The sequence below is a fragment of the Amycolatopsis sp. NPDC004772 genome (assembly GCF_053601215.1).
In genome coordinates, this window is record NZ_JBSGBK010000112.1 from 1 (window position 1) to 24770 (window position 24770).

23 protein-coding genes are annotated in these 24770 nt (G+C 71.0%); 10 read left to right on the forward strand and 13 right to left on the reverse strand.

Annotation, left to right across the window (positions count from 1 at the left end):
* Positions 1-89 precede the first annotated feature (89 nt).
* The 6 genes from ACWEF6_RS38635 to ACWEF6_RS38660 all read right to left on the reverse strand — a co-directional run bounded on the left by ACWEF6_RS38635 (position 90) and on the right by ACWEF6_RS38660 (position 8568).
* A complete protein-coding gene (locus ACWEF6_RS38635; RefSeq protein WP_449687484.1) occupies positions 90-2021 on the reverse strand; it encodes an RICIN domain-containing protein in 1932 nt (643 codons plus the stop codon).
* A 91-nt stretch (positions 2022-2112) separates the two neighbouring features.
* Positions 2113-3867 (reverse strand): glycoside hydrolase family 35 protein, encoded by a 1755-nt coding sequence (locus ACWEF6_RS38640; RefSeq protein ID WP_449687485.1) that lies wholly within the window; start codon positions 3865-3867, stop codon positions 2113-2115.
* On the reverse strand, positions 3860-5404 hold the full coding sequence (gene arfA, locus ACWEF6_RS38645; protein ID WP_449687486.1) for an arabinosylfuranosidase ArfA: 1545 nt from the start codon (positions 5402-5404) through the stop codon (positions 3860-3862). Before arfA ends, ACWEF6_RS38640 begins: the two co-directional genes overlap by 8 nt.
* Positions 5401-6741 (reverse strand): ABC transporter substrate-binding protein, encoded by a 1341-nt coding sequence (locus ACWEF6_RS38650; protein ID WP_449687487.1) that lies wholly within the window; start codon positions 6739-6741, stop codon positions 5401-5403. The genes arfA and ACWEF6_RS38650 overlap by 4 nt, the downstream gene beginning before the upstream one ends.
* A gap of 35 nt (positions 6742-6776) precedes the next feature.
* Positions 6777-7640 carry a carbohydrate ABC transporter permease gene (locus tag ACWEF6_RS38655; RefSeq protein ID WP_449687488.1) on the reverse strand — a complete coding sequence of 288 codons (864 nt, stop codon included), beginning with the start codon at positions 7638-7640 and terminating at the stop codon, positions 6777-6779.
* Between the two features lies 1 nt (position 7641).
* Entirely contained in the window at positions 7642-8568 is a 927-nt protein-coding gene (locus ACWEF6_RS38660; protein WP_449687489.1) for a carbohydrate ABC transporter permease, read from the reverse strand.
* Positions 8569-8680: 112 nt separating this feature from the next.
* On the opposite strand from ACWEF6_RS38660, the gene ACWEF6_RS38665 reads away from it, so the two are divergent.
* Entirely contained in the window at positions 8681-9733 is a 1053-nt protein-coding gene (locus tag ACWEF6_RS38665; RefSeq protein ID WP_449687490.1) for a LacI family DNA-binding transcriptional regulator, read from the forward strand.
* Between the two features lie 316 nt (positions 9734-10049).
* Positions 10050-10232 carry a hypothetical protein gene (locus ACWEF6_RS38670; protein WP_176175443.1) on the forward strand — a complete coding sequence of 61 codons (183 nt, stop codon included), beginning with the start codon at positions 10050-10052 and terminating at the stop codon, positions 10230-10232.
* On the opposite strand, the gene ACWEF6_RS38675 is transcribed toward ACWEF6_RS38670, so the two are convergent.
* Entirely contained in the window at positions 10210-10845 is a 636-nt protein-coding gene (locus ACWEF6_RS38675) for a DsbA family oxidoreductase (RefSeq protein ID WP_449687491.1), read from the reverse strand. The genes ACWEF6_RS38670 and ACWEF6_RS38675 overlap by 23 nt on opposite strands.
* Positions 10846-10919: 74 nt before the next feature.
* On the opposite strand from ACWEF6_RS38675, the gene ACWEF6_RS38680 reads away from it, so the two are divergent.
* Both ACWEF6_RS38680 and bdeA read left to right on the forward strand, forming a co-directional pair.
* The gene (locus ACWEF6_RS38680) at positions 10920-11519 is read left to right on the forward strand and encodes a QsdR family transcriptional regulator (protein ID WP_449687492.1); all 600 of its coding nucleotides are present in this window, start codon (positions 10920-10922) and stop codon (positions 11517-11519) included.
* Between the two features lie 198 nt (positions 11520-11717).
* Entirely contained in the window at positions 11718-12647 is a 930-nt protein-coding gene (gene bdeA, locus ACWEF6_RS38685; RefSeq protein WP_449687493.1) for a bis(hydroxyethyl) terephthalate hydrolase, read from the forward strand.
* Here bdeA and ACWEF6_RS38690 read toward each other — a convergent pair.
* Positions 12644-13609, reverse strand: a complete 966-nt coding sequence (locus tag ACWEF6_RS38690; RefSeq protein WP_449687494.1) for an NAD(P)-dependent alcohol dehydrogenase — start codon at positions 13607-13609, stop codon at positions 12644-12646. The genes bdeA and ACWEF6_RS38690 overlap by 4 nt on opposite strands.
* A 90-nt stretch (positions 13610-13699) precedes the next feature.
* On the opposite strand from ACWEF6_RS38690, the gene ACWEF6_RS38695 reads away from it, so the two are divergent.
* Together ACWEF6_RS38695 and ACWEF6_RS38700 are read left to right on the forward strand one after the other, a co-directional pair.
* Positions 13700-14353, forward strand: coding sequence for a TetR/AcrR family transcriptional regulator C-terminal domain-containing protein (locus ACWEF6_RS38695; RefSeq protein ID WP_449687495.1), 654 nt, complete (start codon positions 13700-13702; stop codon positions 14351-14353).
* A gap of 45 nt (positions 14354-14398) precedes the next feature.
* Positions 14399-15391 (forward strand): LLM class flavin-dependent oxidoreductase, encoded by a 993-nt coding sequence (locus ACWEF6_RS38700; protein WP_449687496.1) that lies wholly within the window; start codon positions 14399-14401, stop codon positions 15389-15391.
* Position 15392: 1 nt separating this feature from the next.
* Here the strand turns inward: ACWEF6_RS38700 and ACWEF6_RS38705 are convergent, their stop codons facing one another.
* From ACWEF6_RS38705 to sigK, 4 genes are all read right to left on the reverse strand, one after another.
* Complete coding sequence (locus tag ACWEF6_RS38705) at positions 15393-16070, reverse strand: fasciclin domain-containing protein (protein ID WP_449687497.1); 678 nt, start codon at positions 16068-16070, stop codon at positions 15393-15395.
* Positions 16071-16163: 93 nt separating this feature from the next.
* Positions 16164-17672: a molybdopterin-dependent oxidoreductase gene (locus ACWEF6_RS38710; protein ID WP_449687498.1), complete on the reverse strand. Its 1509-nt coding sequence runs from the start codon at positions 17670-17672 to the stop codon at positions 16164-16166.
* On the reverse strand, positions 17665-18345 hold the full coding sequence (locus ACWEF6_RS38715) for an anti-sigma factor (protein ID WP_449687499.1): 681 nt from the start codon (positions 18343-18345) through the stop codon (positions 17665-17667). Before ACWEF6_RS38715 ends, ACWEF6_RS38710 begins: the two co-directional genes overlap by 8 nt.
* On the reverse strand, positions 18342-18938 hold the full coding sequence (gene sigK / locus ACWEF6_RS38720) for an ECF RNA polymerase sigma factor SigK (protein ID WP_310967380.1): 597 nt from the start codon (positions 18936-18938) through the stop codon (positions 18342-18344). The genes ACWEF6_RS38715 and sigK overlap by 4 nt, the downstream gene beginning before the upstream one ends.
* Positions 18939-19480: 542 nt before the next feature.
* Between sigK and ACWEF6_RS38725 the strand changes: the two genes are divergently transcribed.
* Together ACWEF6_RS38725 and ACWEF6_RS38730 are read left to right on the forward strand one after the other, a co-directional pair.
* The gene (locus ACWEF6_RS38725; protein ID WP_449687500.1) at positions 19481-19894 is read left to right on the forward strand and encodes an SsgA family sporulation/cell division regulator; all 414 of its coding nucleotides are present in this window, start codon (positions 19481-19483) and stop codon (positions 19892-19894) included.
* A gap of 110 nt (positions 19895-20004) precedes the next feature.
* A complete protein-coding gene (locus ACWEF6_RS38730) occupies positions 20005-21366 on the forward strand; it encodes a class I adenylate-forming enzyme family protein (RefSeq protein WP_449687501.1) in 1362 nt (453 codons plus the stop codon).
* Here the strand turns inward: ACWEF6_RS38730 and ilvD are convergent.
* On the reverse strand, positions 21345-23036 hold the full coding sequence (gene ilvD, locus ACWEF6_RS38735; protein WP_449687502.1) for a dihydroxy-acid dehydratase: 1692 nt from the start codon (positions 23034-23036) through the stop codon (positions 21345-21347). The two genes, ACWEF6_RS38730 and ilvD, sit on opposite strands and share 22 nt — an antisense overlap.
* Positions 23037-23149: 113 nt before the next feature.
* Between ilvD and ACWEF6_RS38740 the strand changes: the two genes are divergently transcribed.
* Positions 23150-24226 (forward strand): NAD(P)H-dependent amine dehydrogenase family protein, encoded by a 1077-nt coding sequence (locus ACWEF6_RS38740; protein ID WP_449687503.1) that lies wholly within the window; start codon positions 23150-23152, stop codon positions 24224-24226.
* Positions 24223-24705, forward strand: coding sequence for a carboxymuconolactone decarboxylase family protein (locus tag ACWEF6_RS38745; RefSeq protein ID WP_449687504.1), 483 nt, complete (start codon positions 24223-24225; stop codon positions 24703-24705). The genes ACWEF6_RS38740 and ACWEF6_RS38745 overlap by 4 nt, the downstream gene beginning before the upstream one ends.
* Positions 24706-24770 lie beyond the last annotated feature (65 nt).

Sequence of the window (24770 nt, forward strand, 5' to 3'; positions counted from 1 at the left end):
GCGTATTGTGTGTTGTGTTTTCTTTCCAGAACCGTCTCGCGACATTGGGTGCGTTGGACGCAACCAACGCCACATTGGGGCGCTTGGGGTCAGCCGGCGATGGCCTGCCAGCGCTGGTTGGGCCCGTTCGTCGGCTTGTAGAGGCCGATCCGGGCGCCGTCCTCACGGGACTCGCTCGTGACGTCGAGCAGCTGCCCGCTCGCCGCGTTGACGAACGTCCAGGTGCCGTCGCCGGTGGTGGACAGCGTCCACTGCGCCGCCGGGTCGCACGCGCCCGCCGCGGCCAGCGTCACCGCGCCGCCGGACGTGCTGAGGACCTGTCCGGTGCCCGCGTTGGTGATGGTGAACCGGTCGCGGTTGCCGTAACGGCCCGTGCGGTCGGTGAGGGTCCACCGCTGCGCCGCCGCCGAGGCGTCCGTCGTGCGCTGCACCAGCGAGCCGTTCTCCGCCGACAGCGACTTGCCGCTCTGCACGCCGGTGAAGGTGACCGGCTTGCCCGAGCCGAGGCCCGTGCCGGCCGCGGTCGCGGAGACGCCGTCGACGAGGAAGGTCGTCACCGAACGCGCCGGCACCTGCAGCGTCGCTCGACCGGCGGTCACCTTCACCGGCTTGCCCCGCTTCAGCGCCCCGGTGACGTCGGTGACCACCGGCGTCACGGACGCCCCGTGCCGGACGTTCCGGAAGCCGGACAGGTCCAGCGTGACGTCCTGGGCGTCGGTGCCCGCGTTGGTGTGCACGACCGTCGCCAGGTCCTCGCCGCGCATAGCGACCGTCGACGCGGTGTCGTTCACCCCGATCAGCCGGTCACCCGGCTTGATGTAGTGGGTGAAGTTGCGCATGGTGTTGAACTTCGTGTTCGTCTTGATCGGGCAGGTCTGCAGCGTGGCGTTCTTCGGGCAGTCGAACGGGACCTGGATCTCGCCCCAGTTCATCCCGGCCGCGGACTCCCCGCCCGGCTTCATGTTGTTGTAGTCCTCGATCGGCTGCCAGCTGACCCACGCGCTGGGCTCCAGGAGCCGCAGGTCGTCGGTGATCTGCTTGGCCATGCCGAGGCCGGGGTCCATGTCCGTGAAGTCCTGGCGGTCCAGCCAGCTGCCGCCGACCTCGCTCATCCACAGCGGCTTGCCCGCGCCCTTGGCGAGGTCGCGCGGGACCGGCCGGTTGCCGGTGCCGTAGGTGTGCACGTTGAGCCGGCCCGCCGCCGCGCGGGCGTCGGCCGACCAGCCGGCCCAGTCCGCCGCGAAGATGTCCGGGTTGGTCTCGTCGGGCGCGGAGACGATCGCCCGCGAACCGGCCGCCTTGAGGGCCGAGGCCATCGCCGGGATCAGCTGCGACTGGACCGCCGGGCCGATGTGCGCGCCCTCCTGGCGGCCGCCGGTCGGGTTGCCGTCGGCGCCGAGCGTGGTCTTCCAGTAGTTCGTGTTCGGCTCGTTCAGCGGGTTCACCGACGCGAACTTGATGCCGTGCGCTTTCTCGAGGGTGCGCACGACCTGCGTCAGGTACGCGGTGAAGTCGCCGATCTTGTCGGTGCGCAGCTGCTCGTCGGTGGCGTTGAAGCCGCCCGAGACGTACCCGGAGACGGTCTGGAAGTAGGGCGGCGAGTTGCTGAACGCCTCCCACTTCGTGACGCGGTTCTTGATCTTGTCGACCCACCAGCGCTGGTTCGGGTCGGCCTTGGGGTCGAACTCGGCCGCGTCGCCGGGGGTCCACCAGTCCTTGTCGGTGCGGGTGGTACCGGCCGGGGCCTTCCACCAGCCCGGCACCGCGGCGCCCGCGCGCAGGTACGACGGGACGTCGGGGGCGTTGCCGCCGCCGACGTTGAACCGGGCGATGTTCAGGTTCAGCCCGTCGGGCCCGAAGACCAGGTCGGCCAGCTTGTTCCGGACGGCGTCCGGGTAGCCGCCGGTCGCCTCGGCCATCCACGCCAGGCTGGCGCCCCAGCCGTCGAACGGCTGCTGCCGGTAGGTCGGATCCGGCTTGACCGTGACAGCGGTGGCCGCCTCCGCCGGTGCGGCAACCACTGCGCCGCCTATCAGAGGTACACAAAGGACGGTGAGCAAACGCCGCAAGTTCATCGTCGAACTGCCCTTCGGGTGCGGTGGGGACGGTACTTCAGGCCTCGGTGTGGCCCAGCAGCGGCCGCGGCACGAACCGGGCCGCGGGGTCGAGCATCGTGCCGAGTTCCAGCACGACCAGTTCGTTGGCGCCGGCCCGGACCACCGGGCGCGGCACGTACAACGTCCGTTGCGGCCCGCGCCGCCAGTACCGGCCGAGCGCGAACCCGTTGAGCCAGGCGACGCCCTTGCCCCACTCCCCCGTGTCGAGGAAGAGGTCGGCGGGCTCGTCGACATCGATGTCGGCGCGCAGCAGCACCGGCCCGGCGACCGCGCCCGCCACGGACGACGGCGCCGCAGGCCGCAGCCACGGCAGCGCGGCCAGGTCGAACGGCAGCACGTCCCAGCCGGCCAGCGGCTCGCCGTGCAGCGACGCCCCGCCGATGATGCCCTTCGCCTCGCCGATGCGCGGGCCGTAGTCGACGCGGCCCTGGTCCTCGACCAGCACCAGCAGCTCGCCGGCCGCGCGCGGCAGCGGGATCGCGCGCTCGTGGTGGTCCCGGCTGAGCGTGCCGACCAGGTCGCCGTCGAAGAACACCGTGGCGCGGTCGCGGACCTCGCCGAAGGTCAGCACGCCGGGCCGGTCGCCCTCGACGGTGCACCGCAGCAGCGCGAGCTGCGGCATCGGCGTGAGCTCGTCGAACGCGGGCAGCTCCTCGTGGAATTCCCAGGTGCCCCACCGCTCCGGTGCGTCGAGCAGCCGGACCGGGTCACCGAGCGCGCCGGACGGCGTCGGCGCGGGCCGGGCCGGCGGCGGAACGGTGTCGGGCACCTTGTGGTAGCGGGCGATCACGTCCCGGAAGGCGTGGTACTTCGGCGTCGGGTCCCCGGCTTCGTCCAGTGGCGCGTCGTAGTCGTAGGACGTGATCAGCGGCTGGTAGACGCCCTTGTCGTTGGCGCCGTTGGTGAGCCCGAAGTTGGTGCCGCCGTGGAACATGTACAGGTTGACCGACGCGCCCGCGGCGAGCAGCGCGTCGAGCTCCGCCGCCGAATCCGCGGCCGGCGTCGTGTGGTGGTGCGCGCCCCAGTGGTCGAACCAGCCGTTCCAGAACTCGCTGCACATCAGCGGCCCGGTCGGCTGGTGCTCCCGCAGGATGGCCAGCCGCGCCTCGGCGCCGGAGCCGAACGACGCGGTCCGGTGCAGCCCGTCGAGGCTGCCCGCTTCGAGCATCTCCGGCGTCGGCTGGTCCACTGTGGTCAGTGGCACGGTGACGCCGGAGTCGCGGGTGTGCTCGGCGAGCGCTTTCAGGTAGCGCTTGTCGTCGCCGAACGCGCCGTACTCGTTCTCCACCTGGACCAGCAGCACCGGCCCGCCGCGGTCGACCTGGTGCGGGACGACGACCTCGTACACCTTCGTGAGGTACTCGCGGACGGCGTCCAGGTACTTCGGCTCGTACCGGCGCACGCCGACCGACGGGTCGCGGAACAGCCACGCGGGCAGCCCGCCGTTGTCCCACTCGGCGCAGATGTACGGGCCGGGCCGCACGATCGCGTACATCCCGGCGTCGGCGACCATGCGCAGGAACCGGTCGAGGTCCAGCCCGCCGGACAGGTCGAACGAGCCGGGCTCGGGGGCGTGCGCGTTCCACGCCACGTACGTCTCGATGGTGTTGAGCCCCATCCGCCGGGCCTTGTCGATCCGGTCGGCCCACAGGTCCGGGTGGACGCGGAAGTAGTGCAGGGCCCCGGACAGGATGCGGAACGGGCGGCCGTCGAGCAGGAAGTCGTGCTCCCCGATGGCGAACTCAGGCATCCGGGCCCGCCTGCGGGGTCAGCTGGAGCACGGTCCAGGACAAGGGTGGCAGTGTCACGGTGATGGTGGTCCCCCCGGGATCGGACGTCGCGACCGTGCCGGGTAGCGGCACCGGCCGGACCGGTTGTGCGTCGGCGGTGTTCACCGTGTGGCGGGTCTCGCCGTCCGGTGTGGTCAGGGTTTCGGCGGCGTAGACGCCGAACCGGGCGCCGCGCAGGCGGATCCGGACTTCGGTCGGCGACGCCGTCGCGCGGTTGGTCAGGAACACCGCCCCGCGCCCGGACTCCTCGACCGTCGCGGCGACGTCGACGAGGTCGACTTCGCCGTGCTGCGCGGTGCGCAACCGGTCGCCGTCGACGGACAGGCGCAGGCTCGCCCCACCGGCCAGCGAGGCCACCTGCCGGAACGGGTGGAACGTCGTCTGCCGCCAAGCCGGGCCGCCGGGCTCGGAGCGGATCGGCGCGATGACGTTCACCAGCTGCGCCTGGTTGGCCATGGTGACCCGGTCGACGTTGCGCAGCAGCGAGCTCAGCAGCGAGCCGACGACGACCGCGTCGGTGACGGTGTAGGTGTCCTCGATGATCCTCGGGTGCTGCCGCCAGCCGCCCTCGGCGAGCTTCGCCTGGTCGACCTCGTTCCAGCGGCGCAGGTCCCAGACGTTCCACTCGTCGACGCTGATCCCGATCTTCTTGTCCAGGCCCAGCTCGGCGAGGGTTTCGTCGATGACACCCGCGGTCGTGCGGATGTAGCGGTCCAGCGCCGCCCCGCTCGCCAGGTAGCTGTCGGTGTCGCCGTGCAGCTCCTGGTAGTAGGCGTGCAGCGAGATGTGGTCGACCAGCTCGGCGGTGTGGCGCAGCACCGTGCGCTCCCACTCGCCGAACGTCGGCATGTCGGCGTGCGAGCTGCCGGCGACGACCAGCTCGAGGCCGGGGTCGATCATCCGCATCAGCCGGGCGGTCTCGGCGGCCAGGCGGCCGTACTCCTCGGCCGTCTTGTGGCCGATCTGCCACGGGCCGTCCATCTCGTTGCCCAGGCACCACAGCTTGAAGCCGAACGGGCGGTCGGCGCCGTTCGCGCGCCGCCGCTCGCTCAGTTCGGTGCCGCCGGCGTGGTTGCAGTACTCAAGGACGTCGGCGGCTTCTTGGATGCCGCGGGTGCCGAGGTTGACGGCGTACATCACCTCGGCACCCGCGGCTTCGGCCCACGCGACGAACTCGTGCAGGCCGAAGCGGTTGGACTCGACGCTGTGCCACGCCGGGTCCAGCCGGGCCGGCCGTGATTCGACCGGCCCGACGCCGTCTTCCCAGCGGTAGCTGGAAACGAAGTTGCCACCGGGGTAGCGGAGCACGGTCGGGCCGAGTTCCCGGACCAGCTCCAGCACGTCACCGCGGAAGCCGCGGTCGTCCGCCGTGGGGTGGCCGGGCTCGTACAGCCCGGTGTAGACGGACCGGCCCATGTGCTCGACGAACGAGCCGAAGAGGCGACGCGGGACCGGGCCGATGACCTGGCCCGCGTCACCTTCGATGTCGACGGTCATCCGGCGCTGACCGTGAAGCCCTGCTGGTTGCCGTAGTCGACGATGGCCTGCTGCCAGGCCGCCAGTCCGGCGTCGAGCGGGGTGGCGTTCACGTAGGCCTTGCCGGCGGTGTCGCTGAAGATGCTGTTGGCGTAGGTCTGGTACGGCAGGTAGGTCCAGCCCGGGGCGACGTCCTTCGAAGCCTGGGTCAGCACCTGGTTGACCTTCTGGCCGCCGAAGTACGGCAGCGCCTCGTCGACGAACGCGGGCGAGGTCAGGTCGGCCGTGGTGGACGGGAAGCCGCCGCTCTTGATGAACGGCTGGACGCCGCCGGCGTGGTTGAGCCAGCGCACGAAACCCGCGGCCAGTGCCGGGTTCTTGCTCTGCTTGACGACCGACTGGGCGCTGCCGCCGTTCTCCGCGGTCACCGGCTTGCCGTCGTAGGTCGGCATCGGCGCGACCGCCCACTTGCCGGCGCCGCCGGGCACCGACGAGATGAAGTTGCCCGGCATCCAGGCGCCGGTGACCAGCGAGGAGATGGTGCCGTCACCGAGGGCGCGGAACCAGTCGTCGGACCACTCCTTGACCGGGGCGAGCTGCTTGCCCTGGATCAGCTGGTCCCACATCGCGGTCCACTTCTTCGTGCCCGCGTCGCCGAAGTCGACCTTCACGTTCCGGCCGTCGACGGTGAACGGACGCCCACCGGCCTGCCAGATCATGCTCAGCACGAACCCGGGGTCGCCGGTGTCCGAGGTGATGTACTTGGTGGGGTCGGCGGCGTGCAGCTTCTTGGCCGCTTCGATGTACTCGGCCCAGGTCTTCGGCACGGCGATGCCGTTCTTGTCGAAGACCTCCTTGTTGTAGAACAGGGCCATCGGGCCGGAGTCCTGCGGGAGGCCGTAGATCCCGTTGCCGTTCTTCACCTGCGCCCACGTCGAGGCGCTGTAGTCCTTCTCGAACGAACCGAACCCGAACTGGTTGAGGTCGGCCAGTGAATCGGTCAGCGCGAACTGCGGGAGGGCGTAGTACTCGATCTGGGCCACGTCGGGGGCACCCGAGCCGGCCTTGATCGCGTTCTGGAGCTTGGTGTACTCCTCCTTGTTGGTCCCCGCGTTGACGTAGTTGACCTTGACGTTCGGGTATTCCTTCTGGAACGCGGCCACCTGGTCCTTGGCCGACGGCGTCCAGCTCCAGTAGGTGATCTCGCCGCCGGCCTTCAGCGCGGCGTCGACGGAGTCCTGGGTGCCGGTGGCGGCGGCGGGCGCGGAGGACGTGCCCCCGGACGAGCAGCCGACCGCGAGCGCGGCGGCCAGCGCGAGGGCGGCGGCCGCCTTGGCGCGGGTGCGGATTCTTGACATCGGATGTCCCTTCACGGCGGTGTGACGGCGGAGAGTTACTGCTTGACGCTGCCGGCGCTCAGGCCCGATTGCCAGAACCGTTGCATGAGCAGGAAAGCGACGACTAGAGGGATGATCGTGAGCAACGACCCGGTGAGCACCAGGTTGAAGATCGGCTGGGCGCCGGCGCCGTTGGCCTGGGCACTCCACTGGTTGAGCCCGACGGTCAGCGGGTACCACTTCGGCTCGCTGAGCATGATCAGCGGCAGGAAGTAGTTGTTCCACGTCTGCACCATGGTGAACAGCGCGACCGTGATGATCCCGGGGACCAGCTGGCGCAGCGTCACGGTGAGGAAGATCCGGAGCTCGCCGGCGCCGTCGATCCGCGCCGCTTCCAGGAGCTCGTCCGGGATGGCGTCGGCGGCGTAGACCCAGATCAGGTACAGGCCGAACGGGCTGATCAGCGACGGGATGAGGACCGCCAGCGGCGTGTTGGTCAGCCCCATCTTGCTGAACATCAGGAACGTCGGCACGGCCAGCGCGGTCGGCGGCACGGCCACGGCCCCGAGGACGATGGCGAACACCGCGCGGCGGCCGGGGAAGCGGTACTTGGCCAGCCCGTACCCCGCCGCGGTGGCGAGGATCGTCGCGCCGCCGGCCCCGACCACGACGTACAGCAGGGTGTTGCCGAGCCAGCGGAAGAAGATCCCGCCGTTGTAGGTGAACGTCTGGCCGATGTTGTCGAACAGCGCGAACGTGCCGCCGAAGGACAGCCCCGACGTCGAGAACAGCGCCGGCTGGGTCTTGCTGGCGTTGATCACCAGCCACACCAGGGGAACCAGGGTGTAGATCAAGTACAGCGCCATGAAGCCCGTGAGGACACGCGACTTGCGGGGTTTCGTCACCGAGAAGGTGGCCACGTCACATCTCCTTCCGGGAGCCGCGCAGCTGCACGACGTAGGCGATGACCGCGGTGATCACGCCCATCACGATCGCGACGGTGGCGGAGTAGTTGTACTGCTGCCCGTTGAAGGAAAGGTTGTAGGCGTACATGTTCGGCGTGTAGAACGTGCCGATCGTGTTCGGGACCAGGTTGCGCATGATGTTCGGCTCGTTGAAGAGCTGGAAGCTGCCGATGATCGAGAAGATCGTCGCGACCACGATGGCGCCCCGGATCGCGGGGAGCTTGACCGACAGGATCGTGCGGAACGTGCCGGCGCCGTCGATCGCGGCCGCCTCGAACAGTTCCTTCGGGATCACCTTCAGCGCGGAGTAGAAGATGAGCATGTTGTAGCCCGCGAACTCCCACGTCACGATGTTGCCGATCGACGTGAGCAGCCAGCTCGGGGACAACGGCTGGACCGCGGTGCCGAACAGGTGGTTGAAGTCGGCCGCGAGCCCGAAGTGGTCACCGTAGATGAAGCCCCACATCAGGGCGGCGACGACGGCGGGGACCGCGTACGGCAGGAAGATCACGATCCGGAAGAACCCGGCGGCGTGCAGCCGGGCGCTGTCGATCGCGAGTGCGGCGATCAGCGCGAGCACCAGCATGATCGGCACCTGAACGGCGAGGAACACCAGCACCCGCCGGAAGGCCTCCCAGAACTTCGGGTCGCCGAAGACCTGGACGTAGTTGTCGGCGCCGACGAAGACCGTGCCGCCGAAGAAAGCCTGGTCGCGGAAGAGGCTCAGCACGAACGCGTAGACGACCGGCGCGATGAAGGTCAGCGCGAACACGAGCATGAACGGGGCGACGAAGAGCCAGCCCCGCCATTTCCGCCGCGGCCGGCGGGCCGCGGGCGCCCGGCGCGCCGGCACCGGCGCGGGCGGAGCCGCTGTGGACGTCATCGTCTCTCCGAGTGATCACGTGCGCCGGGCCCTGGACCCGGCGGGATGTTTACGTCAACATGGACGGCCGCAGAGTAACGTGTTGACGTAAACATGTCCAGGACACCAAGGAGTGACCGTGCCGCGCCAGACAGCGACGTCATCCGCACCCGGCCCGTCCCGGCGCCGAGGCCCGTCGATGGCGGACGTCGCCCGCGAGGCCGGCGTGTCGGGCCAGACGGTGTCCCGGGTGGCCAACGGGAAGACCAATGTGGACGACGCGACGCGCGAGCGGGTCCTCGCCGCGATGCGCCGGGTCGGCTACCGGCCCAACAGCGCGGCCCGTGCCCTGCGCAACGGCCAGTTTCGCAGCATCGGCGTGATCATTTCGGCCCTCCCGACGTTCGGCAACAGCCGCACCCTCGACGCCATCGCAGCGGCGGTCGTCCCCGAGGGGTTCTCGATCATCCTGATGCCGGTGACGCGGCCGACCCAGGGCGAGGTGACGGGCGCGTTCAGCACGCTGAACGAGCAGGCCGTCGACGGCGTCATCATCCTCATCGAGCAACACCAGCTTGACCAAAGCGAAATCGAACTGCCGCACGGGCTCCCGGTGGTGGTGATCGACTCGAGTGCCCGGTACGACTACCCGGTGGTGGACAACGACCAGGCCGACGGCGCGGCCCGGGCGACCAGCCACCTGCTGTCACTGGGGCACTCGACGGTCTGGCACATCGCCGGGCCACCGCAGTCGTACTCGGCCGAGCGGCGCCGGAAGTCCTGGCAGGCCACTTTGGAGCGTGCGGGCCGGTTCGTCCCCCCGGTGGCGGTCGGCGACTGGTCACCGGAGTCGGGTTACCAGGCGGGCCTGCGCCTGGCGGCGGACCCGGAGGTGACGGCGGTGTTCGCGGCGAACGACCAGATGGCGTTGGGAGTGCTGCGCGCGTTGCACGAGACGGGCCGCGCGGTACCGGCTTCGGTGAGCGTGGTCGGCTTCGACGACATGGAGGAGTCAGCCCACTTCTGGCCGCCGTTGACAACGATCCGCCAGTCGTTCGAGGCGGTGGGCCGCCACGCGGTGAAGGCCCTCCTGGCGGAGATCGAGACGGGCACGGAAGCCGGCGAGCCGGTCCTCCTCCCGACGGAGCTGATCATCCGCTCCAGCACCGCCCCACCCCCGGCGTGACCAGCCGGGCCTCGCACGCGCTTCAGCGGGCATCACACGTGCTTGGGCGGGCATCAGCGCGATGCCCCTCCAATCACGCGTGTCGCCCCTCCAATCACACGAACCGGCACCTCCGGTGCGCGGACCGACCCTCCGGGTACGCCGGCCGACCGCCTGGGTACCGCGTCGGGATCCGCGGGGGAAACGAGCGTGGGGAAGTGGTCGTTTCAGGCGGGCGGGGCGGGGGAATTACCGGCCACCAAGCCGGAAACCCCGGTACCCCCAACGTCTTAGTGGCGTGGACCATTCGGCCCCACGCCACGGAAACGAGACCGTCATGCTCGCCATTCTCGCCGCCGTTCTCTTCGGGCTCGCCCTGCTGATGGAGCTCGCCGGGTTCGGGCTCGGCCCGGTGATCACCACCGGGACGCTCACCACCGCCGGGCTTCTCTGCGTTGCCCTGCACCTGGCCGGCATCGCCACCGACCGGTCGCGGTTCACCCGGCGGCGGCGGCGCTGACCTGCCGCAGCACCTGGGCGAACACCTCCGGCGACTGGGCTCCCGCCACGCCGTAGCGCTGGTCGATCACGAAGAACGGGACGCCGGACGCGCCGAGTGCGCGGGCCTGCTCGCCGTCCGATGCCACTTCTGCTTCGTACGCGTCGGATTCGAGCACCGCCCGCGCCTCGGCTTCGTCCAATCCCGCCTCCGCGGCCAGCGATACCAGCGAATCGCGGTCGAACAGCGAACGCCGCTCGGTGAAGTGCGCGGCGTAGAACCGGTCGACGACGGCGTCGGCCAGACCGCGCTCGGCCGCGAAGTGGACCAGGCGGTGGCCGTCGACCGTGTTGCCCATGTGGACGCCGTCGAGGTGGTACTCGAGGCCGTCGGCGGCCGCGCGCTCCTCCATCTGGGCTTCCATCGCGTCCGCTTCTTCCAATGTCCGGCCGTACTTCTCGGCCAGCACCTCCCGCGTCGGCCGCGAAGTCCCGCGCGGGAACGACGGGTCGAGCTGGAACGAGTGGTGCACCACCTCGACGTCGACACCGACTTCGGCGACCGCCTGCTCGAAGCGGCGTTTGCCGAGATAGCACCAGGGACAGACCAGATCGGACCAGATGTCTACGCGCACGGAACCCAGCTAACCGAAGGGGTGCCGCGCACTTCAAGGTAACCGGCACCCACCAGCGGACTAGGGTGACGCCGGTGACCGCCTCCACCGACGACATCGTCCGGCACGCCGCCCGCCTGCTGATGGCCGGCACCCGCCTCGACCTCGGGCGGATGGCCGCCGACCTCGGCATCTCGCGCACCACCTTCTTCCGCCGCGTCGGCAACCGCGAGGACCTGATGGGCGCCGGCCTCCGCCTGCTCTCCGACCGGACCTGGCAGCGCGCGCTCGACGGCTGGCGCGCCGAACACGGCGACGCGGTCCGCACCCCGGACGGCCGGCTGCGCTGCCTCTGGGTCATGGAGGCCTACCGCCGCGAAGTCGCCGGCAGCGAAGGCATGCGCAAGCTCATCGAGGCCGAGTCGAACGTCGCCCTGCGCGTGCTCACCGATCCGCGCGGTGCCGTGCAGCCCGGGCTGGTCGACGCGCACGTCACGCTGTTCCAGCAGGACGCCGACGCCGCCGGGCTGGCCCCGCTGGTCGGGCTTCCGGACCTGGCCTTCGCGGTGGTCCGGCTCGGCGAGTCCTTCCTCTACTCCGACGTCCTCGCCGCGCGCTCGGTCGACCTGACCGTCGCGACGACGCTGGTCGACACCCTCGTGCGCGGCGCCCTGGAGCCGGTGCGCGTGCCCTGAGCGACCGCCCAGTTCGTCAAACCGCTCCCCCATTCGGAGGATGTGGAACATTTTGCCAAGGTGTTTCATAGGCGGAGGGAAAGCGGTTACCCCGCATCCCGCCCGCGGCATGTCCTTCCGTTGCCGTGCACCAGTTCTGCCGATCCGCCCGTCTGTGTCCGGGCGTGCTTTCGCCTGCCCGGGGAAAGAGAGCGATCCATGTCCGCACCCACCAGCCCGCCGACGACGTCCGGCTTGGGTGAGAAAATTTCCCGCCGACGCGGGTGGCGCGCCAAGGCCGCCGGCGTCGTGCTGGGCGCCCTGGCGCTGACCACCGCGGTCGCCGCGCCGGCACCCGCCGCCGCGAACCCCTACGAGCGGGGCCCCGACCCGACCACCGCCAGCATCGAAGCCAGTCGCGGGTCGTTCGCGACGAGCACCGCCACGGTGTCCCGGCTGGCCGTCTCCGGCTTCGGCGGCGGCACCATCTACTACCCGACGACCACGACCGCCGGCACGTTCGGCGCGATCTCGATCGCCCCCGGCTTCACCGCCACCCAGTCGAGCATCGCCTGGCTGGGCCCGCGCCTGGCGTCACAGGGCTTCGTGGTGTTCACCATCGACACCATCACCACCTCCGACCAGCCCGACAGCCGCGGCCGGCAGCTGCTGGCCTCCTTGGACTACCTGACGCAGCAGAGCAGCGTCCGGTCGCGGATCGACAGCAGCCGGCTCGGCGTCGTCGGGCACTCCATGGGCGGCGGCGGCACGCTCGAAGCGGCGCGCTCCCGGCCGTCGCTGCAGGCCGCGGTGCCGCTGACCGGCTGGAACCTGACGAAGAACTGGTCGACGCTGCGGGTGCCGACGCTCGTCGTCGGGGCGCAGTCGGACACCATCGCGCCGGTGGCGTCGCACTCGATCCCGTTCTACGCCACTCTTCCGTCCACTCTGGACCGGGCCTACCTGGAACTGCGCGGCGCCAGCCACTTCGCACCCAACACGTCGAACACGACGATCGCGAAGTACACCCTGTCCTGGCTCAAGCGGTTCATCGACAACGACACCCGCTACGAGCAGTTCCTCTGCCCGATCCCGAGCACCAGCCTGTCCATTTCGGACTACCGCGGCAACTGCCCGCACAACGGCTAGCCGCCGAGGGTGACGACCACCTTGCCCTTGGCGTGCCCTGCTTCCGAATAAGCGAACGCGGCACGCAGGTCGTCGAACGGGTAGTTCCGGTCGACGACCGGCGTGACCGCGCCGCGCTCCACGAAACCGGCCAGCTCACGCAGCACCGCCGCCTTGTCCGCGCAGGCCACGGCGTCCGCGAGCACCACCCGCCGCCGCGCCGGAAGCCCCGATGCGAGGGCGGCGAAGACGTGCCCCGCGGGCTGCACCCACCGCCCGGCCGGGCCCCCGACGGCGACGAAGGTGCCGCCCCGCACCAGCACCCGCCGGCAGGCGAACACCGACCGGCCGCCGGCGATGTCCAGCACGATGTCGTAGCGGCGGTCGCTGCGCGTGAAGTCGTCCGTCCGGTAGTCGAAGACGTGCTCCGCGCCGAGCGAGCGCACCAGGGAGACGTTGGTGCTCACCGCGTCGACCCGCGCCCCGAGCGCCCGCGCCAGCTGGACGGCGAAGGTGCCAACCCCGCCGGAAGCGCCGTTGACCAGCACCCGCTGTCCGGCCTCGACACCCCGCAACGCGAGCAGGGCGGTCACGGCCGCCATCGGCATCGCCGCCGCCTGCTCGTGGGTGAGGTTCGCCGGCATCGGCGCCAGCAGCTCCTCGGGCACGCAGACGTACTCGGCGTGCGCACCCCGCGGCAGCAGCGCGTAGACGTCGTCGCCCGGCGCGAACCGGTCGCCGGCCGACGCGACCCGGCCGGCCAGGTCGCAGCCGAGGACGCCGGCCCGCGGACGCAGCCCGAAACCGCCGGGCATCAGCCGCGCGAGGTACGGCTCGCCTCTCAGGTAGTGCCAGTCGTACGGGTTGACCGAAGTGGCGCGCACCCGCACCAGCACTTCGCCGGGACCAGGCACCGGCTGCGGCACGTCTTCCCAGGTCAAGCTGTCGGGCGAACCGTACGCACGCTGCACCAAAGCCTTCATGACGTCTCCCTTACGTTGTAAGTCTTACGTCGTAAGGTAGCTCCGGGCCGAGCCCGGGGTCAAGGGGACTTACGTTGTACGATCCAGTCCGTGACCACCGAAGCCCGGACCCCGCTGAGCCGGGAACGCGTGCTGCGGGCGGCCGTCGCGCTCGCCGACGAGCACGGGCTGCGCGCGGTGACCATGCGCCGGCTCGCCGAGGACCTCGGCGCCGAGGCGATGTCGCTCTACTACCACGTGGCCAAGAAGGAAGACGTGCTCGACGGGATCGTCGAGGTGGTCGCCGAGGAGATCAACGACGTCGTGGCCGGCCTGGCGCCCGGCCCGGACTGGAAGCAGACGGCCCGGCGGCGCATCCTCGCGGCGCGCCAGGTTTTCCTCCGCCACCCCTGGGCGCCCGGCCTGTTCGGCACGCGTTCGGCGACGAGCATCGCGGTGCTGAAGTACTACGACGGCCTGGTCGGCCTGATGCGCGAGGGCGGGTTCTCGCACGACCGGATCCACCACGCGCTGCACGCGCTGGGCAGCCGCGCGCTCGGGTTCAGCCAGGAACTGTTCGACCCGAACGCCGGGGCGTCGGCCGAGGTGCCCGCGGAACTGGCCGCCCAGCTGCCGAACCTGGTCGGGATGCTGGCCGAAATCGCCCACGACGACCCGGAGTCGACCCTCGGCTGGTGCGACGACCAGGCGGAGTTCGAATTCGGGCTGGACCTCGTCCTCGACGGCCTCGACCGGCTGCGGTAGTCCACCAGCTGGGACGACCCCGCCCACCGGGGCAAAATCGAAGCTGTGTCACGACCACTGCGGAAGCTCGGCTTCCTGACCATCGGCCTGTTCGACGCGGCCGACCCGCGCCGGGGCCACGAGTCGACGCTGGAGATCATCGAACTGGGCGAACGCCTCGGGTTCGACAGCGCCTGGGTGCGCCACCGGCACCTCCAGTACGGCATTTCCTCGCCGGTCGCCGTGCTGGCCGCCGCGTCGCAAAGGACCAGCCGGATCGAGCTCGGCACCGCGGTGATCCCGCTCGGCTGGGAAAACCCGCTGCGGCTGGCCGAGGACCTCGCCACCGTCGACCTGCTCTCGGGCGGCCGGCTCAACCCCGGGCTCAGCGTCGGGCCGCCGATGCGCTGGGACGACGTCAAGCACGCCCTCTACCCGGACACCGCGGACGTCGAAGACTTCTCGTACGACCGGGTGCAGCGGCTGCTGGACTTCGTGCGCGGCGAGCCGGCGACGGGCTTCAGCGGCACCCAGGGCTTCGAGGTGTTCTCGGACCGCGTCCAGCCGCAGGCGCCCGGCCTCGGCGACCGCCTCTGGTACGGCGGCGCGAGCCTCCGCTCGGCGGAGTGGGCCGGCAAGCACCGGATGAACTTCCTGACCAGCAGCGTGGTCAAGGCCGAAGGCGAGAGCACGGACTTCGCCGAAATCCAGCTCTCGCACATCCGGACGTTCCGCGAGCACCACCCCGAAGGCCGCATTTCGCAGGGCCTGGTCGTGATCCCCACCGACGGCGCGACGCCGGAACAGCGGGCGAAGTACCAGGCCTACGCCGAAAACCGGCTACCCCGCACGGCGGAACCGCAGGGCCCCGCGCGGATGCTGTTCTCCCCCGACTTCGTCGGCACGTCGGCGGAAATCGCCGAGCGGCTGCACGCACACCAGGCGTTCCGCGAGATCGACGAGGTGGCTTTCGCCCTGCCGTTCACCTTCGAACACGAAGACTACGTGCAGATCCTCACCGACATCGCGGAACGCCTGGGCCCCCTGCTCGGACGCTAGATCACTTGTTGGTACCCGGCGTCAGCACCTTGTCGATCACGAAGACCGTGGCGTTCTTCGTGGGGATGTTGCCGCACAGGATCTTCGCGCCGTTGATCGTCATGCTGTCGCCGGAGCCCTCGATCTTCACCGGACCGCCGGCGGTGTTGAGCGTGTCGACCGAACCGGCCGCGGCGAGGCCCTTGGCGTCGTAGCGCTTGCCGACGACGTGGTACTGCAGGATCGGCGCCAGCTCGGCGGGCTTGCCGGCCAGCTCGTTGAACTTGGCGTCACCGAGAGCGGCGAACGCCGGGTCGGCCGGCGCGAAGACCGTGATGGCCTCCTGGCTGTTCAGCGTGTCGACCAGGTTGGTGGCCTTGACCGCGGCCACCAGCTTGGTCAGCAGCGGGTTGGTCGAGGCGGCCGAGGCGACCGGCTGCGGGCCCATCGAGTCCAGCGAACCGGGCGCGGAACCCTGCGGCAGCTGCGAACAGGCCGGGCCGAAGACGTCGGCGTTGGTGGTCACGCCGGACCCACCGGCCGCCATGCTGGACGACGGCGCGGACATCGACGACGACGGAGCCGGCGCCGGGGCGCTGCTGGAGCTGCCCGACGAAGCGGTGTCGCTACCGCTGCACGCGGTCAGCGAAAGGGCGGCGACAGCGGCGACACCGATTCCGGCGACACGAAGCTTGGTCACGAAAATCACTCCCATAAGCGGCTGAGAACTTCTTCTTGCTCGGTATTCGGAACTACTCGCAAATCGGCTTGGCCCCCATTCGGGTGATCCGGGTCACCGTGCCGTGAAAGCGATGCTGTGCCACCCGGTCGCGCCGTCGGGGACCGTCCCGGCGCGCATTTCGGTCTGCGTGGACCCGGTTTTGTCCGTCGCCCGGCAGACGACCTGGTGGCCGCCGGGCGCGAGGTCGAACTCGAGCCACCACATGCGCCAGGTGTCGACGTTGACTTCCTGCGACAGCATGGCTTCCCGCCACGGACCGTTGTCCATGCGCAGTTCGACCTTGGCGATCCCGGTGTGCTGCGCCCAGGCGACCCCCGCGACCCGGACCTTCCCCGACGGGACGGTTTCGAAACCCTTCGGCGTGTCAATTCTCGATTCCGTTTTGATCGGGGCCTCCTGGCCCCACCCGCGTTTCAGCCAGTACGCCTGCCGCGCCCCCCAGGTCGTGACTTCGAGGTCGGTCACCCATTTCGTGGCCGACACGTAGCCGTACAACCCGGGAATGACGAGCCGGGCCGGGAAACCGTGCTCGATCGGCAGCGGCTCGCCGTTCATGCCGATGGCGAGCATGGCCCCGCGCGCCCGGTCCAGCGCCGCGGCGACCGGGCTCCCGGACGTCCAGCCGTCCACACTGGACGAAAAGAGCTGCTCGGCACCCGGCCGCACCCCGGCCTCTTCGAGCAGGCCGGCCAGGTCGATGCCGATGAAGTTCGCGGTGGAGACGTAGGTGCCGCCGACCTCGTTGGACACGCAGGTCATCGTGATCGTGCGTTCCACCAGCGGCCGGTTCCGGATGTCGTCGTAGCGGTACCGGATTTCGCGGTCGACCATCCCGTGCAGCCGCAGGCTCCAGTCCTCGGCCCGCACCTGCGGCACGGTCAGTGCGGTGTCCACCCGGTAGAAGCGGTCGTTGGGCGTCAGGAACGGCGGCGTGCCCAGCTTCGCGAAGTCCGCGTCGGCCGGGATCATCGGCGCGGTCCGGGCCGGGACGAGCCGCCCGACCGCTGCGCGCGACGCCGCCGCGTCCCGGCGGCCGGCGAGCAGCTGCCCGCCGAGACCGGCGACCCCCGCGCCCACGACGACTCCCGCGCCCGCCAGCAGCACCGTCCGGCGCGACGAGTCCGGGGCGGCGGTGTTGCCGGCGAGCCGGTGCAGGACGGCGAACGTCCCCACCCCGGCGACCAGGCTCGCCAGCGGGGCGAGCAGCGCGACCGCGTCGAGGTCGGGCCGCGCGTACACCGCGACCAGGCCGACGAGCCCGAACCCGGTGATCACCACCAGCCCCGGCACCGGCGTCCGGCGCGACAGCAGGCCCGCCACCGCCGCGACGGCCACCATGACGACGGCCATCCCGGACAGCAGCACGAGCTTGTCGTAGGTGCCGAAGGTGCGGACGGCGAAGTCCTTCAGCCACACCGGGGTCAGGTCGATGGCACCGTTGCCCACGGCCAGGTAGGGCGACGCGTTGACGCCGACGAACCCGGCGACGAGGTGGCCGGCCGCCAACGCGGCGGCGAGCGCCAGGACCCCGAGCAGGGCGGCCCACCCGCGGCTACGCAAGGGAAATCCTGGTGACGGCGGGGGTCGTCGGGCCGGCCGAACCCCCGGCGGGCTCGACGGTGATCCCGATCCGGTCGACGTCGGCGGGCAGCTCGGCCACCAGCATCCGCTGCGACACCTCGGTCGTCATCAGCCCGGCCGAGCGCGCGTGCCCGCCGCCGATCAGCCACACCTGGTAGACGTGCCCGGCGTCGAGGGCCGGCAGGTCCGAGGCGAGCAGCACGGCCTGGTGGCGGCTGCGCGAGACGACGAGCGTGGTGTGCCCTTGGCCGGCCCCCTGGATCGCGGCCGCGTCCGGCGCGCTCAGCACCGAGTCGACCGGCGCCGGCGTCCGGACCACGCCGAACACGACCGCCACCACGGCCGCCGCAGCGGCCCCGAACAGGGCGAAGCGCACCTGCCACGTCTTGGCCCGGCTCAGCCGGCGGACCACCGGCACCCTCGGCGGCAGCTGGCGGGTGCGGGCCACGTCGGCGAGCACCACCAGCTTCAGCGACGGCGGCGGGTCCACCGCGGCCGCCACGCCCAGCCGCGCGCCGGTCGCCCGCAGCTCGGCCACCTCCTGGCGGCAGGCGGCGCACTCGCCGAGGTGGCGTTCGAACTCGGCGCGGTCCGCAGCGGACACCGCGTCCAGGGCGTACGCCCCGGTCATCGTGTGCAGCTCGGCGGTCATCGGTCCACCCCCAGGCAGTCGCGCAGCCGGATCAGGCCGTCGCGGATGCGGGTCTTGACCGTGCCCGGCGCGACCTTCAGCACCTCGGCGACCTCGGGGTAGGTGTAGCCGTTGTAGTAGGCGAGCACGATCGACTCGCGCTGCAGGTCGGTCAGCGCGGCCAGGCACTGCCGCACCCGCTGCTGCTCCAGACCGGCCAACGTGGACTCGGTGACCTCGTCGAACGGCCGCCGGACGTCCATCAGGCCGGCCCGCTCCTCGCGGTCGACGCCGGCCTGGTGCGAGCGCACGCGGTCGACGGCCCGGCGGTGCGCGATGGTCAGCACCCACGACAGGGCGCTGCCGCGGTCCGGCTCGTACCTCGTGGCCTTGCGCCACACCTCCACCAGCACCTCCTGCGCCACCTCTTCGGCCTGCGCGTGACTGCGCAGCACGCGCGTCGCGAGCCCGAGGACCGGACCGGCGACGAGGTCGTAGAGCGACGCGAACGCCGTCTCGTCGCCCGCCGCGACCCGCGCGAGCAGCTCTTCGGCGCTCGGCGCGGGCGCCGGTGCCTCGTCCGGTGGCAGCCGCAGCCGCCCACGCTCACCCATTCCCGGTCCTCCAGTCACCCCTGACTTGCCGGGGGTTCGCGGCCGGACGGCGAAGCGGACTGGTGCCGGGTGGCCTTTCCCACCCGGACGGCGCAAATCCGCCGCCGGAACCCATCCGGAGGCCGTGCGGCTCCGAATGCCCGTCGGGTGCTTGGTCAGCGTCGTGCGGACCGCCGGCCAGGGCACGGTCCGGGAGGGCCTGGGCCCGGCCGGGCGGCACCGGCTCGCCCGCTCGCTCTGCTCACCGCGGGCGCGGGTGTGCCGAGCAACGCGTGATCAAAAGGTCGGCACGCGTGATTGAGGGGTCGACACGCGTATCTGGACGGTCGGTGGGTGTACCTGGACATCGCGGGCTGGAAAGACCGGTCACCGGTGGTGACCGTGTGTGAGGGAGTTGCCCGTTCGGCCACGCTGACGGTGACCTCGGACACTTCTTGATCACCCTGGCGTGTGAAAGTTTTTCGGATCGCTGGGCGTTGAACTGACTATGGGTTATCCCTGGAAGCAGCCGAAGTTAACCGACGAGTAGCAAAGGGGCCGAAATGGCCGACCCGCACACCGTGACCAACGCCCGCATCGACTTCGCCCTCCGCACCTTCGGGGCCGGACCGCGACCGGTGCCGGCCGAGCTGGAGCACGACACCCGCGACCCGTACGCGGTCGCCGTGGTGCTGCACGCCGGCCCGAGCGCGGTCCGGTGGCTCTTCGGCCGCGACCTGCTCGCCGACGGCCTGCTCGCCCGCTGCGGCGACGGCGACGTGCGCATCGGCCCGGCCGGCGACCCCGCGCTGGTCGTCGTCGAGCTGAGCTCCCCGGACGGCGCCGCGGTGCTCGAGGCCCCGGCGAAGGAGATCGCGGCCTTCCTCGACCGCACCTACGACGTCATCCCGGCCGGCAGCGAGAGCGACTGGTTCGACTTCGACGAGGAACTGGCGAAGCTGTCCTACCAGGATTGAGGCTTGTTCTGGTCAGCCCGCCGCGCCCCTCGCGCGAACCGGCGGCTGAAAAGCGAAGTCATGCGGCGGGCGACGGCAGAACAAGCCTCACCTGAGTACCGTCCCCGGGCGTGAGCTTCTTCCTGACGAAGGTCCTGGCCGCGCTCGAGGACGGCGGTGACCGCGTCCTGTTCCACGCGAGCGACGGCGTCACCACCTACCACGAGGCCCGCGACCGGCTGCGCCGTCTCCACGGCGGGCTCGGCGAAACCAACGCCACCGTCGCCCTCGACCTGCGCAACCGGCCCGAGACGGTGCTCGTCCAGCTGGCGGCCCTACTGCGCGGCGCGACCGTGCTCCTGGTTCCCGCCTCGGCGCCGACAGCGAGCCGGCTGGCCGCGGCGCGCGGCGCCACCGTCGTCACCGACCGGCCCCACGATTGGCCCGGCGCCGACACGAGAACCCTCGACGACCTCGACGGCGAACCCGAGCCGCTCGACCCGCCGGAGACCGTCCGCCTGCTCTTCCCCACCGGCGGCACCACCGGCACCCCCAAGCTCATCCGCCACAGCGGCATCTACGACGGCATGGCGTACCTCTTCACGCCGTCGCCGGACGGCCCGGGCCGCACGCTGCTCGTCGCCCCGATGACGCACATGACCGGCAACGCCACCGTGCTCGGCACGCTGCTGCGGCAGGACACCCTCGTCGTCCACGACGGGTTCGACGCAGGTGCCGTCCTCGACGCGATCCAAGAGCACCGCATCGACACGCTCTCGCTGACGCCGCCGCGGCTGGCCGCGCTCCTCGACCACCCGAAGCGGCCGGAAACCGACCTCACCAGCGTCCGCTCGCTCTCCCTCGGCGCCGCACCGCTGCCGCCGCACCGGCTCGCGCAGGCCCTCGACGTCTTCGGCCCGGTCGTCGGCCAGGGTTACGGCCTCACCGAGGCGCCGATGATCGCGAGCATCTCCGCCGCCGAGCTGATCGGCCGCCCGGAGCGGCTCGGCTCGGTCGGCCGGATCGTGCCGGGCATGGAGGCGCGGATCACCGAAGACGGCGAGGTCGAAGTGCGCGGGCTGTCCATGATGGACGGTTACCTCGGCGGCGCGGAGATCGGCGCGGGCTGGCTGTGCACCGGCGACCTCGGGCGCTTCGACGACGAGGGCTACCTCTACCTGCTCGACCGCGCGGACGACGTCGCCGTGGTCGGCGAGCACGGCACGAAGGTCCCCACGACCGTCGTCGAACACGCCCTGGAGACGCACCCGGCGGTGCGCAGCGCGGCCGTCTTCGGCCGCGGCGACCGGCTGCACGCCGTCGTCGTCGCGACGAGCGAGGTCACGGCGGCCGACCTGCAGGCGCACGCCCGGGCCACCTTCGGCCAGGAGCACTACGTCCCGGCGCGGGTGGACTTCGCCGACGCGCTGCCGCTCACCGACGTCGGCAAGGTCGACAAGCGCGCCCTCGCTCAGCTCGTGACGGCCCCGTAGGACGACGACCGCACCAGCTTCACGTACTTGCCGAGCACGCCCTCTCCGAACTTGTTCGGCAACGGCTCCCAGCCTTCGCGGCGCCGGGCCAGCTCGGCGGCGTCGACCAGCAGGTCGATGCTGCGCACCTTGATGTCGACGGCGATCCGGTCGCCGGTGCGGACGAACGCGATTGGGCCGCCGTCGACCGCCTCGGGCGCGACGTGGCCGATGCACAGGCCGGTGGTGCCGCCGGAGAACCGGCCGTCGGTCAGCAGCAGGACGTCCTTGCCCAGCCCGGCGCCCTTGATCGCCGCGGTGATCGCCAGCATCTCGCGCATGCCCGGCCCGCCCTTGGGGCCTTCGTAGCGGATGACAACGACGTCGCCGGCCTCGATCCGGCCCTCGTTCAGCGCCGCCATGGCTTCCTGCTCGCGTTCGAACACGCGCGCCGGGCCCTCGAAGTTGGCCGTGTCGAAGCCCGCGGACTTCACGACCGCGCCTTCCGGGGCGAGCGAGCCGCGCAGGATGGTGATGCCGCCGGTCGGGTGCAGCGGGTTGTCCAGGCCGCGCAGCACTTCACCGTCGATCGGGTCGGGGTCGAGCTCGGCGAGGTTCTCGGCCACCGTGCGGCCGGTGACGGTGAGCGCGTCGCCGTGGATCAGGCCCTCGTCCAGCAGCGCCTTCATCAGCACCGGGATGCCGCCGTGGCGGTCGATGTCGTTCATGACGTACTTGCCGAACGGCTTCAGGTCGCCCAGGTGCGGGACGCGGTCGCCGACGCGGTTGAAGTCGTCGAGGGTCAGCTCGACCTTGGCCTCGTGCGCGATGGCCAGCAGGTGCAGCACGGCATTGGTCGAACCACCGAGGGCCATCACGACGGTGATGGCGTTCTCGAACGCCTCCCGCGTGAGGATGTCCCGCGCGGTGATGCCCTTCTCGAGGAGGCCGACGACGGCTTCCCCGGACAGGTGGGCGTAGTGGTCGCGGCGGCGGTCCGCGGACGGCGGCGCGGCCGAACCCGGCATGCTCATCCCCATGGCTTCGGCCGCCGACGCCATCGTGTTCGCGGTGTACATCCCACCGCAGGCACCCTCACCGGGGCAGATGGCGCGTTCGATCCGGTCGAGGTCGGCGTTCTGCATGCGTCCGGCCCGGCACGCGCCGACCGCCTCGAAGGCGTCGATCAGCGTGACGTCCTTCTCGGTGCCGTCGGTGAGCTTGACCCAGCCGGGGGCGATCGTGCCGGCGTAGAGGAACACCGAGGCCAGGTCGAGGCGCGCGGCGGCCATCAGCATGCCCGGCAGGGACTTGTCGCAGCCGGCCAGCAGGATCGAGCCGTCGAGCCGCTCGGCCTGCATGACCGTCTCGACCGAGTCGGCGATGACCTCGCGGGAGACCAGCGAGAAGTGCATGCCGTCGTGGCCCATGGAGATGCCGTCGGACACCGAGATGGTGCCGAACTGCAGCGGGTAGCCGCCGGCTGCGTGCACGCCTTCCTTCGACGCCTGGGCCAGCCTGTCCAGGGACAGGTTGCACGGCGTGATCTCGTTCCACGAGCTGGCGACGCCGATGATCGGTTTCGTCCAGTCGCCGTCGCCCATCCCGACCGCGCGCAGCATGCCTCTGGCGGGCGCGGCCTCGATCCCGTCGGTCACCGTGCGGCTGCGGGGCTTGGGGTCGATCGTCATCGCGGGCCTCCGATACGACGTTCGGGCGCTGGTCATGTTACCAACGGACGCGCGGTCCGCTGGCCGGAACGATTTCCTTCCCGGAGCTGCGCAAAACGGCGAAAACTCAGGCCATGATCGCCACAGTGGTGTGGGGCACGGGCAACGTCGGCCGTGCGGCAATCCGGGCCGTCGACGCCCATCCGGCGCTGAAACTGACCGCGGTGCTCGTCCACGACCCGGCGAAGGTCGGCAAGGACGCCGGTGAGCTGGCCGGGGTCGGCGAGCTGGGGGTCGCCGCGACGGACGACATCGAGGCCGTCCTGGCGGCGAGTCCGCGCGCGGTCGTGTACGCCGCTTCGGGAGACGTCCGGTTCGACGACGCGCTCACCGACATCATGCGCGCGGTCCGGGCGGGCGCGGTCGTCGTGACCCCCGCCTTGTACCCCCTCTACGACCAGCGGAACGCGCCGAAAGAGTTGCGTGACCCGGTGCTCGCGGCGATCGAGGACGGCGGCGGCTCGCTGTTCGTCTCCGGCGTCGACCCCGGCTGGGGCAACGACGTGCTGCCGCTGCTGATCAGCGGGCTCGGCACGGACGTCGACGTCGTCCGCTGCCAGGAGATCTTCGACTACTCGACCTACGAGCAGCCGGACTCCGTCCGGTACCTGGTCGGGATGGGCCAGCCGATGGACTACGACCCGCCGATGCTGATGACCGGCGTGCCGTCGATGGTGTGGGGCGGGCAGGTCCGGCTGATCGCGCGCGGCCTCGGCGTCGAGGTCACCGAGCTGCGCGAGACGCTGGACCGGCGCCCGCTGGACGAGACCGTGACCACGCGGACCATGGGCGAGTTCGAGAAGGGCACCCAAGGCGCGGTGCGGTTCGAGGTCCAGGGCATCGTCGACGGCGAGCCGCGGATCGTCATCGAGCACGTCACCCGCATCCACGCCTCCTGCGCGCCGGACTGGCCCACGCCGCCCAGCGGCGACGGCGCCCACCGCGTGATCATCGAAGGCCGGCCGCGCATCGAGGTCACCGTCGAGGCGACCGACGAAGGCGAGAACCGGTCGGCGGGCGGCAACGCCACCGCCGTCGGCCGCCTGGTCGGCGCGATCGACTGGCTGGCCGCGGCGGAACCCGGCCTCTACGACGCACTCGACGTCCCGCTGCGCCCGGCAGCCGGCAAGCTCGGAAGGAGCCGCTCGTGAACATCGACCTCCCCGCCGGCAAGGACCCGATCGGGTACGTCTGGGGCGAAATGGTCCCCGGCATCGGGATCGCCGCGTCCAAGTTCTCGCTGGCGGTGTACGAGCACACGACGCTGGGGCTGCGGGAGTTCGAGGCCGCGCGGTTGCGGATCGCGCAGATCAACGGCTGCGTCTTCTGCCTCGACTGGCGCACCGAACGCGACGGCGTCAAGGTCGAGCCGGAGTTCGCGGACGCGGTGGCGGAGTGGCGCACGACGGACCGCTTCGACGAGCGGACGCGGCTGGCGGCGGAGTACGCCGAGCGGTACGCGACCGACCACCACAACCTGGACGACGAGTTCTGGAAGCGGATGTCCGCTTCGTACAGTCAGCGGGAGATCGTCGAGCTGTCGATGAGCCTCGGTGCGTGGCTCGCGTTCGGACGGTTGAACCACGTCCTCGGCCTCGACACGGTCTGCGTCCTCCCGCACTCGTCGTGAGTGGTAAGGCGGCTGCCGGACGGCACCGGCGTCACCATGAGCCGGGGCTTCCACGCCTTCTTCCG

What these genes read in the sequence shown, in the direction of transcription:
- ACWEF6_RS38650 (WP_449687487.1), bottom strand. Translation starts at nt 6,741, where the DNA reads ATGTCAAGAATCCGCACCCGCGCCAAGGCGGCCGCCGCCCTCGCGCTG.
- ACWEF6_RS38725 (WP_449687500.1), top strand. Translation starts at nt 19,481, where the DNA reads ATGGCCGACCCGCACACCGTGACCAACGCCCGCATCGACTTCGCCCTC.
- ACWEF6_RS38670 (WP_176175443.1), top strand. Translation starts at nt 10,050, where the DNA reads ATGCTCGCCATTCTCGCCGCCGTTCTCTTCGGGCTCGCCCTGCTGATG.
- ACWEF6_RS38690 (WP_449687494.1), bottom strand. Translation starts at nt 13,609, where the DNA reads ATGAAGGCTTTGGTGCAGCGTGCGTACGGTTCGCCCGACAGCTTGACC.
- ACWEF6_RS38640 (WP_449687485.1), bottom strand. Translation starts at nt 3,867, where the DNA reads ATGCCTGAGTTCGCCATCGGGGAGCACGACTTCCTGCTCGACGGCCGC.
- bdeA (WP_449687493.1), top strand. Translation starts at nt 11,718, where the DNA reads ATGTCCGCACCCACCAGCCCGCCGACGACGTCCGGCTTGGGTGAGAAA.
- sigK (WP_310967380.1), bottom strand. Translation starts at nt 18,938, where the DNA reads ATGGGTGAGCGTGGGCGGCTGCGGCTGCCACCGGACGAGGCACCGGCG.
- ACWEF6_RS38660 (WP_449687489.1), bottom strand. Translation starts at nt 8,568, where the DNA reads ATGACGTCCACAGCGGCTCCGCCCGCGCCGGTGCCGGCGCGCCGGGCG.
- ACWEF6_RS38715 (WP_449687499.1), bottom strand. Translation starts at nt 18,345, where the DNA reads ATGACCGCCGAGCTGCACACGATGACCGGGGCGTACGCCCTGGACGCG.
- ACWEF6_RS38740 (WP_449687503.1), top strand. Translation starts at nt 23,150, where the DNA reads ATGATCGCCACAGTGGTGTGGGGCACGGGCAACGTCGGCCGTGCGGCA.
- arfA (WP_449687486.1), bottom strand. Translation starts at nt 5,404, where the DNA reads ATGACCGTCGACATCGAAGGTGACGCGGGCCAGGTCATCGGCCCGGTC.
- ilvD (WP_449687502.1), bottom strand. Translation starts at nt 23,036, where the DNA reads ATGACGATCGACCCCAAGCCCCGCAGCCGCACGGTGACCGACGGGATC.